The sequence below is a fragment of the Streptomyces sp. NPDC048523 genome (assembly GCF_043199815.1).
In the GTDB taxonomy this organism is placed as follows: Bacteria; Actinomycetota; Actinomycetes; order Streptomycetales; family Streptomycetaceae; genus Streptomyces.
In genome coordinates this window covers 262,228-275,991 of the sequence record NZ_JBICWQ010000008.1, presented here as the reverse complement: position 1 = coordinate 275,991, position 13,764 = coordinate 262,228, and the positions used below count along the sequence as shown (strand labels likewise).

Genomic DNA, 13,764 nt, shown 5'->3' with positions numbered 1-13,764 from the left:
GCGACTGGGTGGATCCCCCCACCGATCCGTCCACTTTGCCACCGGCAGCGGCTTTTGCGGCAGAGACCTTGGTCACAGGGCCCCGGTCGCCCGGGGCCCTGAACGTTCTCAGCGGACGCCCACCGCCGCGAGGGCCTTGCGCTGGCGCGGGGTCGGACAGGCGGGGAAATACAGGTAGCAGACGCCTCCGGTGCCGGAGACGACCTTGCCGCTGGCGTTGTACCGCTTGGTACGCAGCCAGATGTTCTCCCACTCGCGCCGCTTGTAGACGCGCCGCACCGCCGCGTCGCTCGGCGAGGCCGGGTCGTTGGCGATCACATCACCCTCGGCGGTGAAGCCGATGACGGTCATGAGGTGGCCGGAGGTGCCGTAGCCGGCCCCGGTGAGCTCCTCCTTCAGGAACGACTGGGACGTTATGGCCGGGATGCCGGCCGCGATCAGGGTCTCCAGGTCGGTGAGCGAGCCCAGCCGGGTCACCACTCCCTGGAGATCCTTGAAGGTGGCCGCGTAGGCCGCGTTGAACGGCCAGTTGCCGCAGCCCGCGTACTGGTAGTCGTAGGTGAACCGGGCCGCGTGGCAGACCTGCGGGTCGGCGTACGACGGGTCGACCCAGGCCAGCTGCTCCTTGGTGAGCCGGCCGCCCCAGTACTCGATGATCATCTGCGAGGAGGTGGGGCTGCACCAGGCCTCGCCGCCGTTGTCGTACTCCGGGTACTGGCCCTTGTGGATCTCCTGCGAGTAGCGCGGGACGATCAGTTCCTTGGCGAGACCGGGCGCGGAGGCCGGGACGGTGAAGCGGTCCGGGACGTCCGAGCCCATCGCGCCGAGCCGCCAGACGGTCGGCGTGTTCTTGGCGCCGGGCTTGCGGTACAGGGTCAGCCGCAGCCGGTACGAGGACAGCCGCAGCCCGGTCGACGGGTCGTCGATCGCGAAGGTGTCCGTCCAGATCGTGCTCCTGCCGTCGGTCTGGTCGTCGACCGAGGTCCGCTTGATGTCCCCGTCGCCGGCCGCCCAGCGGCCCATCACGTACCAGGGGGTGGCCGTGCCGTCGGAGTACGTCCCCTGGAGCTCGATCTGGATCCAGGTGCCCGCCGGGGTGTGGGCGTTCCAGGAGGCGATCACCTCGGTCGAGGGCACGGCGAGCTGGTGGACCGGGGCGGTCCAGGTCGCGTACTCCCAGGTGGCGGTGGTCCCGGTGTGCGGGTCGGTGTACTCGGTGGTGCCCGTGGGGGCGCCGATCACGAGGCCGGGGCGTTTGCCGGCGACGGCACGGGTGCCTTCGGCGGTGCCGCTGCGCCAGTCGCTGTAGGTGGTCCAGGCGTGGTTGTCGACCGGGCGGGCGGCGGGGTCACCGGACTCCGCGACGGCCTCGGTGTCGGCGGCGGTCGCGGGGCCCGCGCCGCCTGCCACCGCGGCGGCGACCGCGACGGCCAGAACGGTTCTGCGGGACGGCTGTTCGGCTCTGCTCATGGGTGGGAAGACCCCCAGGTGTCCGCGTCGGGGCGGGTCCAATGCACGGTTGTGCGCCAACTATGGATGAGGCGGCATGCTCCTGCCAGCACTTCGGCCCATGCCACGCCCACGAATATTGGTCTCGTCCACTGGCATGACCTGGGAAGCTGCGGTTCCGGCGGCGATCACAGGCCCCTCACTAGACTGGACGGGCCCGCCCGCCCATCCGTATGAGCACCTCAGGAACTTCTCATCCACTTCCTCGCCTCCCGGCTCCGCCGACTGCCCCCGTCCTGCGGCCCGGTCCGTCTGATCGGCGTCGACGGACACGCCGGTTCGGGAAAGTCCACGTTCGCCGGGCAGTTGGCCGAGGCTCTCGACGGCGCTCCGGTGCTGCACCTCGACGACATCGCGAGCCACGATGAACTGTTCGACTGGACCGGGCGGCTGCTGCGCGAGGTGATCGCTCCGCTCGGCCGTGGCGAGACCGCGCACTACGCGCCCTACGACTGGCACGCCCGCCGCTTCGGACCGTCCCGCACCCTGCCGCCCGCGCCGGTGATCCTGCTGGAGGGGGTCGGCGCGGGCCGGCGCGCGCTGCGGCCGCACCTGGCGCGACTGCTGTGGATGGAGCTGCCGCGCGAGGAGTCCTGGGCACGCGGCCGCTTCCGGGACGGGACGGAGCTGCGGGAGTTCTGGGACCAGTGGGTCCTGGCGGAACAACGGCATTTCGCCGAAGACCCCTCCCGCCCCTTCGCCGACCAATTGGTACAGCAGTGCCAGAAGGGATACGAGATCACCGAAGGGCCCGGTGTGACCGTTGGACCGGACCGCGATGTCACCCAGGGTGACGGTCCAGCGGCGATGTGTTGAACCTGTGAAGACCCGTCGGCAGGAACTTGCCTGAGTCGCCCAACTCCGCTTGACCGAGGGGCCGTACAGGTCTTACGTTCTCAATGTGCGGCCGTTCGAGGCCGCCCGCAGACGCGAAGCCCCCGATTGTTCCCCCGTGATCGGGGGCTTCGTTCTGCCCTCACACGGATTTCCGGACGCCGTGAGGCGCGATTCGCTCACCCTCGGTCACCACTCGTGGTGCGCCTCATCTGCTCCCACCTCGCCAAACGGCCCGTGCGGCACCCTACGGCGGGCGGCACCACCGCAGGTACGATGCCCTCGGTGCGACCTACGGACGACTGCTCTTCGCACCGTTGAACTCCGGTCCGCGGCACAGCGGTTGACGAAGGCGGCCACCGGGCGTCGGCCCGGTGGTGAAACCACGGGGGCACGGTTTGTGGGGGACGTGATGGATTTCGGCACGCAGGGCCCCGAGGCCCCGGCCGAGCTGGCCTGGCTGCGAGGTGTGGACGCCTACACGATGGGCGCCTATCCACAGGCGGAGGAGGAGTTCCGGACCGCGGTGCGGATCGATCCCGGGATGGCCGACGGCTGGCTCGGACTGCACGCGCTGCGCGTCGACACGACGACCGCGCTGCTCAGGATGTTCCGGCACCGCGAGCGTTTCGGCGAACAGCGCGCCCGGCACCGACGCACCCTCAACTCCTGGTACTGGCTGGGGTGGTGGGTGCAACCGGTCCTGGAGAGCCCGCGTGACCTGCTCCTGGCGCACGCCTCGCACTGGCTGGACGGCCGCCATGTTCCCGAGCTCGACCGGGCCCTCGCGGGCCTGCCCCCGGTGGACACCGACCACCAGGTCCGCTTCCTGCACGCCTGCCGTGCCTATCTCGTCAAGGACTGGGAGCAACTGGTCCGGCACACCGACCCGCTGATCGACGACGCCATGCTCGGCATCGAGGCGGGGTTGTTCGGCGGCATGGCCCGGGTCCGCCTGGAGATGTACGGCCAGGCCGAACCCCTGCTCTCGGCGGCCCTGATGCGCTGTCGCAGCGAACAGCCCCAGCGCAAGGAGCTGCGGTACTGGCTGGCCCGGGCGCACGAGGGGACGGGCCGGTCCGCCGCCGCGGTTCCCCTCTACCGGGCCGTGCACCGCGTCGACCCCGCCTTCATGGACACCTCGGCCCGCCTCGCCGCGATCGCCGAGGGCGACGGGTACGACGACTCCGCCGACCTCGCGGCGATCACGCTCACCGGGTTCGGCCAGGACGTGCTGGAGGGACCCGACGGGATCGACCCGCTGTTCGGCGGCGAGGGACGGGAGCTGAAGCTCTCCGGTCCGGAGCCGCCGCCCACGGGTCCGCTGCCCTCGATGACCGACCCGGCCGGACGCGAGAGGTCCGGCGTGCCGTCGGGGCCGCTGCCCGCGGGGCCCACCGATCCGGTCTTACTGGAGGAGGCGCTCACCGAGCTGGAGCGCATGGTGGGACTGGAGCCCGTGAAGCGCCAGGTCAAGGCCCTGTCCGCGCAGTTGAACATGGCCCGCCTGCGCGCCGGGCAGGGCCTGCCGGTCCAGCCGCCCAAACGTCACTTCGTCTTCTCGGGCCCCTCCGGCACCGGCAAGACCACGGTGGCCCGCATCCTGGGCCGCGTCTTCTACGCCCTCGGACTGCTCGGCGGCGACCATCTCGTGGAGGCGCAGCGGGCCGATCTGGTCGGGGAGTACCTCGGCCAGACGGCGGTCAAGGCGAACGAACTGATCGACTCGGCCCTCGGCGGGGTGCTCTTCGTCGACGAGGCCTACTCGCTCTCCAACTCCGGTTACGGCAAGGGGGACGCGTACGGCGACGAGGCGCTCCAGGTCCTGCTGAAACGGGCCGAGGACAACCGGGACCACCTGGTCGTGATCCTGGCGGGTTACCCGGAGGGCATGGACCGTCTGCTGGCCGCGAACCCGGGGTTGTCGTCGCGCTTCACGACCCGGGTGGACTTCCCGTCGTACCGCCCCCTCGAACTCACCTCCATCGGCGAGGTGCTGGCGGCGGACAACGGCGACATCTGGGACGAGGAGGCACTGGACGAGCTGCGCTCCATCGCCGGGCATGTGGTGGACCAGGGGTGGATCGACGAGCTGGGCAACGGGCGGTTCCTGCGGACGCTGTACGAGAAGAGCTGCGCGTACCGGGATCTGCGGTTGTCCGTGTACCCGGGGACGTTGACCCGGGACGACTTGTCGACCTTGCGGCTGCCGGACCTGATGCAGGCGTACGGGGAGGTCCTGTCGGGGCGGGGGCCGCAGGATCCGTCGCCGATGTAGTTCGTCGGCTGCGGGCCGGTGGAGGCTTGTCGCGCAGTTCCCCGCGCCCCTGAAAGGCCGCAGCCGACCAACTACGACGCCAGCGCCTCCTCGCTGCTCCGGGGCTCGGTCACCCGGACCTCCGGCAGCTCCCGGTGCGCAGGATCCCGTACCTCACCGACCAGCAGCTCCAGTACGTCCTCCAGGGCCACCAGCCCCAGCACCTTCCCGGAACCGTCCGCCACCTGGGCGAGGTGAGTCGCCGCCCTGCGCATCACCGTGAGGGCGTCGTCCAACGGCAGGTCGGACCTGAGCTTCGTCATCGGCCGCCAGATCTGCTGCGGCACCGCCCGCTGCGAGTCCTCCAGGTCCAGTACGTCCTTCACGTGCAGGTACCCCATGAACGCGCCGTTGTCCGCGGCGACCGGGAAGCGCGAGTACCCGGTGCGACCGGTGAGCTCGATGATCTGGCCCGGGGTCACCGAGGGGCGCACCGTCACCAGGGACTCGCGCTTCAGCAGGACGTCCGTCACCGGGCGCGAGCCCAGTTCCAGCGCGTCCTCCAGGCGCTCCTGTTCCTCGGGGTCCAGCAGGCCCGCCTGACCGGAGTCCTCCACCAGCCGGTTCAGCTGTTCGCTGGTGAAGACGGCCTCGACCTCGTCCTTGGGCTCGACGTGGAAGAGCCGCAGGATGGCCCGGGCGCAGGCGCCGAGGGCGATGGTGATCGGCCGGCAGAAGCGGGCGAAGTAGACCAGCCCGGGGCTGAGCCACAGCGCGACCTTCTCCGGGGCCGCCATCGCGAGGTTCTTCGGGACCATCTCGCCGATGACGAGATGGAAGAAGACCACCGCGGCCAGGGCGATCACATAGCCCAGCGGGTGGATCATGCCGTGCGGCATGTGAACCCACTCGAAGACCGGCTCCAGCAGGTGCGCGACCGTCGGTTCGGCGACCGCGCCGAGCGTCAGCGAGCACACCGTGATGCCGAACTGGGCCGCCGCCATCATCTGGGGGAGCCGCTCCAGGCCGTACAGGACCTGGCGGGCGCGCGCCGTGCCGAGCGGTTCGACCTGGCTGCGGCGCACGGAGACCAGCGCGAACTCGGCGCCGACGAAGAAGCCGTTGGCGAGCACGAGCAGGGCGGCGAAGAGGAGTTGGAGCACGCTCATCGGGCGGCCTCCATGACGTTGACCGCGGGGACCGTGCGGACCAGGCGGACCCGCTCGGCACGGTAGTGCCCGACCTGGCGGACGGTGAGCCGCCAGCCGGGCAGTTCGGCCCGGTCGCCGACGGCGGGGATACGGCCGAGCAGGTCGGCGACCAGCCCGGCGACGGTCTCGTACGGCCCCTCGGGCACGTCGAGGCCGATGCGTAGGAGGATGTCGACGCGGCAGCTGCCGTCGGCGTCCCAGGCGAGGCGGCCGTCCTCGGAGGGGGCGGCGGCGAGTTCGGGGACGTCCTGACCGTCGTGCTCGTCGCGGACCTCCCCGACGATCTCCTCGACGATGTCCTCCAGGGTGACCACGCCGGCCGTGCCGCCGTACTCGTCGACGACGACGGCGATGGGCTGCTCGTTGCGCAGCTGGGCGAGGAGGGGCTGGACGGGGAGGGTCTCGGGCACCAGCAGCGCCGGGCGGGCGATGCGGCCGACGGGGGTGCGCAGCCGGTCCTGCACCGGAACCGCCAGGGCGTCCTTGAGGTGGACCATGCCGACGATCTCGTCGATCTTCTCGCGGTAGACCGGGAAGCGGGACAGGCCGGTGGCGCGGGTGAGGTTGACGACGTCCTCGGCGGTGGCCGAGGCCTGGAGGGAGCTGACCTTCACGCGCGGGGTCATGACGTGCTGCGCGGTGAGCTCGGCGAGCGACAGGGTGCGGACGAAGAGGTCCGCGGTGTCCTGTTCCAGGGTGCCGGCCTGGGCCGAGTGGCGGGCCAGGGAGACGAGCTCGCCGGGGGTGCGGGCGGAGGCCAGTTCGTCGGCGGGCTCGATGCCGAGCGCGCGGACGAGACGGTTGGCGACCGCGTTCAGCGCGGCGATCACCGGCCGGAACAGGCGGGCGAAGGCGTGCTGCGGGCCGGCGACGAAGCGGGCGACCTGCATCGGCTTGGACACCGCCCAGTTCTTGGGCACGAGTTCGCCGATCACCATCTGCACGGCGGAGGCCAGCAGCATGCCGACGACGACGGCCACACCGGAGACGGCGCCCCCGGGGATGCCGATGGCCCTGAACGGGCCGTGCAGCAGTTCCGCGAGCGCCGGTTCGGCGAGCATGCCGACGACGAGGGAGGTGATGGTGATGCCGAGCTGGGTGCCGGAGAGCTGGAACGACAGCTCCTTGAGCGACTCGGCGACCCTGCGGGCACGACGGTCGCCTTCCGCGGCGGCTTTCTCGGCGTCCGTGGCCTCGACGGTGACGAGGCCGAACTCGGCCGCCACGAAGAAGCCGTTGGCGAGAATCAGCAGGAACGCCGCTCCGAGGAGCAGCAAGGGGATGGTCATGCCGCCGCCTCGATATCGCGCTCGATATCTCGGGAGGGGGCGGCGCAGGTACTACAGGACGATCCGTCCATCGCTGGAGGGAGTCACTCCTCGGGTAGCAGGAACAACGTGAGGCGGAGACGCAAGGAAAACGCCTCCGCCAACAGATTAATCAAGACAAGGCCCACTGCGGCAGGGTGGAATCCCCCGAGTCAGCCCTGATCTTCGTCGGAGCGGGCTGTGGAGCGGGCCTCGGCGAGCGCCCGCAGGGCCTTCGCGTCGGCGATGGCCTGCTGTTTCGCGATGCCCGGCTGGATGCCGAGCGCGGGCAGGCTGGTGCCGTCGCTGAGATTGAGGAACACCCACGGGTCACCCGGGCGGAGGTTCACCTGGATGATCTCGGCCCATTCGAGATGCCGCCGGCCGGCGATGTTCTGGACGGTGACACCGGACTCGTCGGCGACGACCTTCACCCTCGCCAGCAGGAACAGCACGCCGGCGAGCAGGGCCGCCGTGACGATGAAGCTCAGGCGCTCGCCCGGGCCGAGCTGTTCCAGCAGGAGCGCGATCACCGTGATGGTCACGAAGATCGCGACACCGGCGGTGATCAGCACGGCACGGGTGCGGCCCGGCCGGAAGGTGACGGGAAGTTCGGGAAGTTCGGAGGACATCTGTGACGCGCCCCTCAGAGACGGCAGGCGTGGATGGCCGTCGTCAGGATGGCCCGCGCGCCGATGTCGTACAGGTCGTCCATGATCCGCTGCGCCTCCTTGGCGGGGACCATCGCGCGGACGGCGACCCAGCCCTCATTGTGCAGCGGGGACACGGTCGGGGACTCCAGGCCCGGCGTGAGCGCGACGGCCTTCTCGAGCTGCTCGACACGGCAGTCGTAGTCCATCATCACGTACGTCCGGGCCACGAGGACGCCCTGGAGGCGGCGCAGGAACTGCTGCACCTTCGACTCGGCGGCGTCGTCGGAGTCGGCGCCGGTGCGGCGGATGACGACGGCCTCGGACTTCATGATCGGCTCGCCGAAGACCTCCAGGCCCGCGTTGCGCAGGCTGGTACCGGTCTCGACGACGTCCGCGATGACCTCGGCGACCCCGAGCTCGATGGCGGTCTCGACGGCGCCGTCGAGGTGGACGACGGAGGCCTCGATGCCGTTGTCGGCGAGGTGCCCCGCGACGATCCCCTCGTACGAGGTGGCGACCGTCTTGCCCTTGAGGTCCTCGACGCCGCTCGCGGTGCCCGGCTTGGACGCGAAGCGGAAGGTGGAGCGGGCGAAGCCGAGCGGGAGGATCTCCTCGGCGTCGGCTCCGGAGTCGACGAGCAGGTCGCGGCCGGTGATGCCGATGTCGAGCTGGCCGGAGGAGACGTAGATCGCGATGTCCCGGGGGCGGAGGTAGAAGAACTCCACGTCATTGACCGGGTCGACGATCCGCAGTTCCTTGGACTCGCGGCGCTGCTGGTAGCCGGCCTCATGCAGCATCTCCCCCGCGGGGCCTGACAGGGAACCCTTGTTGGGGACGGCGATGCGCAGCATGAGGTCGGCTTCCTTTGCTCTGAGGGGTGGTTTCGGCGACTGGCTTACAGGTGGGCGTAGACGTCGTCGAGGGAGATCCCGCGCGCGACCATCATCACCTGGACGTGGTAGAGCAGCTGCGAGATCTCCTCGGCGGCCGCCTCCTTGCCCTCGTACTCGGCGGCCATCCAGACCTCGGCGGCCTCTTCGACGACCTTCTTGCCGATGGCATGGACACCCTTGCCGACCAGCTCTGCGGTGCGGGACGTGGCGGGATCGCCGTTGGCGGCCTTGTGCTGGAGCTCGGTGAAGAGCTCCTCGAACGTCTTATTGGACATGGTGGCGCCCACTTTACGCGTAAGCCCGCACCACCTAATGCCACGGTTCAGATACTGAGCGGAGGGTGGCCGCCGTGGCCACCGCGGCGGTCACCGCCTCGTGCCCCTTGTCCTCATGGGAGCCCTCGATGCCCGCGCGGTCCAGGGCCTGCTCCTCGGTGTCGCAGGTGAGGAGGCCGAAGCCGACGGGGACGCCGGTCTCCACCGAGACCTGGGTGAGGCCCTGGGTGACGCCCTGGCACACGTACTCGAAGTGCGGGGTGCCGCCGCGGATGACGACACCGAGGGCGACGATCGCGTCGTAGCCGCGGCCCGCGAGGACCTTGGCGACGACCGGGAGCTCCCAGCTGCCGGGGACCCGGAGCAGGGTCGGCTCGTCGATGCCCAGGTCGTGCAGGGCCCGCAGGGCGCCGTCGACCAGTCCGTCCATCACCTTCTCGTGCCACTGCGCCGCGATGACGGCGACCCGAAGGTCACCCACGTTGCGTACGGACAGCTCCGGTGCACCCTTGCCGCTCACGTTCTCAAGTCTCCTCGAAGTACTTACTGGTTGCTGCAGGTGGACACGGGGGTGGTGTCCAGCCAGGGCAGGTCGTGGCCCATCCGGTCCCGCTTGGTGCGCAGGTAGCGGAGATTGTGCTCGCCCGCCTGTACGGGCATCGGCTCCCGCCCGGTGACCTTGAGGCCGTGGCGCAGGAGGGCGTCGGACTTGTCGGGGTTGTTGGTCATCAGACGCAGGCTGCGGACGCCGAGATCCTCGAGGATCTGCGCGCCGGCGCCGTAGTCGCGGGCGTCGGCGGGCAGGCCGAGTTCCAGGTTGGCATCGAGGGTGTCGTGGCCCTGTTCCTGGAGTTCGTAGGCGCGCAGCTTGGACAGCAGCCCGATGCCTCGGCCCTCGTGGCCGCGCAGGTAGACCACCACTCCCCTGCCCTCGGCCTGGATGCGCTCCAGGGAGGCGTCGAGCTGGGGGCCGCAGTCGCAGCGCAGGGAGCCGAAGATGTCGCCGGTGAGGCACTCGGAGTGGACGCGGACCAGGACGTCCTCGCCGTCGCCGATCTCGCCGTGGACGAGGGCGACGTGCTCGACGCCGTCGACGGTGGAGCGGTAGCCGTACGCCGTGAAGGTGCCGTGGGCGGTGGGCAGCCGGGTCTCGGCCTCGCGGCGGACCGTGGGCTCGCTGCTGCGGCGGTAGGCGATCAGGTCCTCGATGGAGATGATCGTCAGGCCGTGCTTGCGGGCGAAGGGGATCAGCTCGGGCAGCCGCAGCATCCGGCCGTCCTCGCCCGCAATCTCGACGATGGCGCCGGCCGGGCGCAGTCCCGCGAGCCGGGTCAGGTCGACGGCGGCCTCGGTGTGGCCGTTGCGGGTGAGGACGCCGCCGTCCTTGGCGCGCAGCGGGAAGATGTGGCCGGGCCGGACGAAGTCGGTGGGCTCGGCGGCGCCGCTCGCCAGGAGCTGGAGCGTGGTCGCGCGGTCGGCTGCCGAGATCCCGGTGGTCACACCGTGCGCGCCGGACGCGTCCACGGAGACGGTGAACGCGGTCTTCATCGACTCGGTGTTGTCGTCGACCATCTGCGGCAGCTTGAGCCGGTCCAGTTCGTCGCCCTCCATGGGGGCGCAGATCAGGCCGCGGCACTCGCTCATCATGAAGGCGACGATTTCGGGGGTGATCTTCTCGGCGGCGACGACCAGGTCGCCCTCGTTCTCGCGGTCCTCGTCGTCGACGACCACGATCGGGCGGCCGGCCGCGATGTCCGCGATGGCCTGCTCGACCGGGTCCAGCGCGAAGTCCTCGAAGCCGTCGGTGCTGTACAGAATGGGTGCGGCGGTCATGCCGGCGCTCCTTCCAGGGCGGGCTGCTCGGACTCGCGGGAGCGCAGCCACCAGTCGCGCATGCCCCACAGGACGAGCGCGCCGTAGATGACGTAGACGAAGCCGGAGAAGGCATAGCCGTTGGCGAAGTTCAGTGGGACGCCGACGAGGTCGACGAGGAGCCAGGCGAACCAGAACTCGACCATGCCGCGGGCCTGGGCGTACATGGCGACGACGGTGCCGACGAAGATGTAGGCGTCCGGCCAGGGGTCCCAGGACAGGGTCGGGTAGGCCTTGAAGAGCAGGGCGACGGCGACGGTGCCGACGGCGGCGGCGCCGGCGAGGGCGCCGCGTTCACGCCAGGTGGCGAACCGGGGGGCGATGTGTCCGTCGCCGGACTCGCCCTTGTTGCGGTTCCACTGCCACCAGCCGTACACGGCGACGACCATGACGACGGCCTGCTTGCCGGCGCTGCCGGTGAGGTGCCCGTAGAAGGCGCCGAAGAGGATGAGGCCGGAGGCGAACTGCACCGGCCAGCTCCACAGGTTGCGGCGCCAGCCGAGGGCGAGGGCGATCAGGCCGAGGACGTTGCCGATCATGTCCGACCAGAGGATGTGCTGGCCGAACAGGGTGAAGGCCTCGGTGTTGAGGGAGTTCACTTCCCCGCCCCCTGACCGCTCGCGAGCAGGCGCTCGACGTACTTGGCGACGACGTCGACCTCGAGGTTGACCGGGGCGCCGGGCTGCTTGAGGCCGAGCGTGGTCAGGGCGAGGGTGGTGGGGATGAGGCTGACGGTGAAGTAGTCGGGGCCGGCGTCCACGACGGTGAGGCTGATGCCGTCGACCGTGATGGAGCCCTTCTCCACGACATAGCGCGAGAGGTCCGCGGGCAGCGAGATCTTGATGATCTCCCAGTTCTCGGAGGGCTTGCGCTCCAGGACCTCGCCGGTGCCGTCCACGTGTCCCTGCACGATGTGCCCGCCGAGGCGTGCGCCCACGGCGGTGGGGCGCTCCAGGTTGACGCGGGAGCCGACGCCCAGTTCGCCGAGGCTGGAGCGGTCGAGGGTCTCGGCCATGACGTCGGCGGTGAACTCGTCGCCCTCGTGGTCGACGACGGTGAGGCAGACGCCGTTGACGGCGATGGAGTCCCCGTGTTTGGCGCCCTCGGTGACGACGGGGCCGCGCAGTCGGAAGCGACAGGCGTCGCCGAGGTTCTCGACGGCGGTGATCTCGCCCAGCTCTTCGACGATTCCGGTGAACACTTCCCGGGTCCTCCCTGCCTCTTCGGGCACGGACTCCGGGGCTGTCGATGACGACAGAATGAACGAGCGGGGACATCGGGGGCGACGCCGGACGCACTCGTCCCTCAGGACGAACGGATACGACGGCGCGCACGAATGCCCGCCCGCCGCGCACTGCCTCCCATCCGGACTTTAACCGTCGGTCCAGGAATTTCACCTGGTCAACCGGCCGCTGGAAGCGGACGGGTCGCGGACTGTAACCGCCGGTTCGGACTTTCACCGACCCCGGAGTGCGCTGCTTCTGGTACAGAGCCAGTCTGCCACGCCTGATCGACGTCCATACAAGCGAACAGTGTGGGGTGGCTCACAGACCGTACCGATGGACTTGTGCGGCCGGATTTATTCCCAACGGGCGGATGGCGCAGATCCATTGACGAAATGGTCTAGTCCTTTTTAGGGTCGCCCTGCGTGGACACCCGTAGAGACGGGCCCGGCGGCGGTGACGACGGCCCTTGCCCGCCGCCGGGTCTCCTTCACGGCAGAGCGCCGCGTCCCGGAAAGGGTGCGAACAACTCGTCCTGGGCCTTTTCCCTCGCCGTGAGCAGGGCTCCTCGCAGCACCGCCCCTCCGCCCAGCACGCTCGCCCGCACCTCGGTGGGCAGCGGTGACATACGGCGGACCCGTTGCTCCACTCTCGCTGCGAGGTCCGCACCGCCCGCCCGACCCACCTCGCCGGCCAGGACCAGACAGCCCGGGTCGAGGATGGCGACGACCGCGGCGACTCCCACGGCGAGGCGGTCGGCGAGGGCGTCGAGGAAGTCCGTCGCGGCGCCCGCCACCGCCTCCCGGACCACGTTCGCGGCCAGGGGCTCGTGCCCTTGCGCCGCGACCGTCAGCCCGTGCCGCTCCGCCAGTTCCACGATCGCCGCCGACCCGGCCAGGGAGTGGAAGCCTCCTTCGCAGTCCCTCGCCGACGGCAGCACCGCCGTACCCGGCACCGGCAGGAACCCGATCTCCCCCGTGCCGCCGGACACGCCCCGGCGCAGGGTGCCCTCCAGGACGACTGCCGCGCCCGTGCCGTGGCCGAGCCACAGCAGGACGAAGGTGTCCCGGTCCTGGGCCACGCCGTCGCGCTGTTCGGCCAGCGCCGCGAGGTTGGTCTCGTTCTCGACGTGGACGCGGGTCCGCGGGAGCCGTTCCTGCAGTGCCAGCGCCAGGCGTCGGTGCCAGGCGGGCAGGCCGCCGGTGTCACGCAGTTCGCCCGTGGCCGGGTCGATCAGACCGGGGGCGCCGATGCCGACGGTGTGCAGCTCGGGCACCCCCGCCTCCTTCGCCGCCCGCTCGACCAGCGCGACGGCCTGCTCGACCGCGGGCCCGGTCCCGGTGTCCCCGCCGATGGGCACCGAAGCCTCGGTCAGCACCCGTCCCAGCAGGTCGGAGACGACGACGGAGACGCCCTCGGTGCGCACGTCGAGGGCCGCGAGGTGGGCCTGGTCGGCGACGATGCCGTACAGCTTCGCGTTGGGGCCGCGGCGCTGCTCCCCCGACTCCCCGACCACGTCGATCAGTCCGGCGGCGGCGAGGCGCTCGACGAGGTCGGCGACGGTCGGCCGGGACAGTCCGGTGAGCTGCTTCAACTGCCCTGCCGTCAGCGGGCCTTCCTGCTGGAGCAGTCGCAGGGCGAGCCGGTCGTTGATGGCCCGGGCAGTGCTCGGGGATGCGGGCATGCCGGGAATCCTCTCAGATCCGCACTGCCGAATACGCGCTATCTAT

General features: G+C 70.5%; 13 protein-coding genes and 1 riboswitch. Of the genes, 2 read left to right on the top strand and 11 right to left on the bottom strand.

The window, feature by feature from the left end; genetic code table 11:
• Positions 1 to 108: 108 nt before the first annotated feature.
• Positions 109 to 1,470 carry a peptidase C39 family protein gene (locus ACGFWE_RS35305; RefSeq protein ID WP_352389922.1) on the bottom strand — a complete coding sequence of 454 codons (1,362 nt, stop codon included), beginning with the start codon at positions 1,468 to 1,470 and terminating at the stop codon, positions 109 to 111.
• Between the two features lie 234 nt (positions 1,471 to 1,704).
• Here ACGFWE_RS35305 and ACGFWE_RS35300 point away from each other — a divergent pair, with 234 nt between their 5' ends.
• Positions 1,705 to 2,325: a hypothetical protein gene (locus ACGFWE_RS35300; protein WP_352390134.1), complete on the top strand. Its 621-nt coding sequence runs from the start codon at positions 1,705 to 1,707 to the stop codon at positions 2,323 to 2,325.
• A gap of 430 nt (positions 2,326 to 2,755) precedes the next feature.
• Positions 2,756 to 4,621: an AAA family ATPase gene (locus ACGFWE_RS35295; protein WP_393604165.1), complete on the top strand. Its 1,866-nt coding sequence runs from the start codon at positions 2,756 to 2,758 to the stop codon at positions 4,619 to 4,621.
• 71 nt (positions 4,622 to 4,692) lie between these two features.
• Here the strand turns inward: ACGFWE_RS35295 and ACGFWE_RS35290 are convergent, their stop codons facing one another.
• The 10 genes from ACGFWE_RS35290 to ACGFWE_RS35245 all read right to left on the bottom strand — a co-directional run bounded on the left by ACGFWE_RS35290 (position 4,693) and on the right by ACGFWE_RS35245 (position 13,718).
• A complete protein-coding gene (locus tag ACGFWE_RS35290) occupies positions 4,693 to 5,769 on the bottom strand; it encodes a hemolysin family protein (RefSeq protein WP_393604163.1) in 1,077 nt (358 codons plus the stop codon).
• Positions 5,766 to 7,100, bottom strand: coding sequence for a hemolysin family protein (locus tag ACGFWE_RS35285; RefSeq protein ID WP_393604161.1), 1,335 nt, complete (start codon positions 7,098 to 7,100; stop codon positions 5,766 to 5,768). The genes ACGFWE_RS35290 and ACGFWE_RS35285 overlap by 4 nt, the downstream gene beginning before the upstream one ends.
• 191 nt (positions 7,101 to 7,291) lie before the next feature.
• On the bottom strand, positions 7,292 to 7,750 hold the full coding sequence (locus ACGFWE_RS35280; protein ID WP_352389926.1) for a PH domain-containing protein: 459 nt from the start codon (positions 7,748 to 7,750) through the stop codon (positions 7,292 to 7,294).
• Between the two features lie 14 nt (positions 7,751 to 7,764).
• Positions 7,765 to 8,622, bottom strand: coding sequence for an ATP phosphoribosyltransferase (hisG, locus tag ACGFWE_RS35275; protein ID WP_393604159.1), 858 nt, complete (start codon positions 8,620 to 8,622; stop codon positions 7,765 to 7,767).
• A 44-nt stretch (positions 8,623 to 8,666) separates the two neighbouring features.
• Positions 8,667 to 8,939: a phosphoribosyl-ATP diphosphatase gene (locus ACGFWE_RS35270; RefSeq protein ID WP_020117406.1), complete on the bottom strand. Its 273-nt coding sequence runs from the start codon at positions 8,937 to 8,939 to the stop codon at positions 8,667 to 8,669.
• 34 nt (positions 8,940 to 8,973) lie between these two features.
• A complete protein-coding gene (gene ribH / locus ACGFWE_RS35265) occupies positions 8,974 to 9,459 on the bottom strand; it encodes a 6,7-dimethyl-8-ribityllumazine synthase (protein ID WP_352389928.1) in 486 nt (161 codons plus the stop codon).
• Between the two features lie 23 nt (positions 9,460 to 9,482).
• The gene (locus tag ACGFWE_RS35260; RefSeq protein WP_393604156.1) at positions 9,483 to 10,772 is read right to left on the bottom strand and encodes a bifunctional 3,4-dihydroxy-2-butanone-4-phosphate synthase/GTP cyclohydrolase II; all 1,290 of its coding nucleotides are present in this window, start codon (positions 10,770 to 10,772) and stop codon (positions 9,483 to 9,485) included.
• Positions 10,769 to 11,410 (bottom strand): nicotinamide riboside transporter PnuC, encoded by a 642-nt coding sequence (locus ACGFWE_RS35255; RefSeq protein WP_393604154.1) that lies wholly within the window; start codon positions 11,408 to 11,410, stop codon positions 10,769 to 10,771. The genes ACGFWE_RS35260 and ACGFWE_RS35255 overlap by 4 nt, the downstream gene beginning before the upstream one ends.
• Positions 11,407 to 12,012, bottom strand: coding sequence for a riboflavin synthase (locus ACGFWE_RS35250; RefSeq protein ID WP_352389931.1), 606 nt, complete (start codon positions 12,010 to 12,012; stop codon positions 11,407 to 11,409). Before ACGFWE_RS35250 ends, ACGFWE_RS35255 begins: the two co-directional genes overlap by 4 nt.
• Before the next feature lie 146 nt (positions 12,013 to 12,158).
• A riboswitch (FMN riboswitch) is annotated at positions 12,159 to 12,289 on the bottom strand.
• A gap of 235 nt (positions 12,290 to 12,524) precedes the next feature.
• Positions 12,525 to 13,718: an ROK family transcriptional regulator gene (locus ACGFWE_RS35245; protein WP_352389932.1), complete on the bottom strand. Its 1,194-nt coding sequence runs from the start codon at positions 13,716 to 13,718 to the stop codon at positions 12,525 to 12,527.
• Positions 13,719 to 13,764 lie beyond the last annotated feature (46 nt).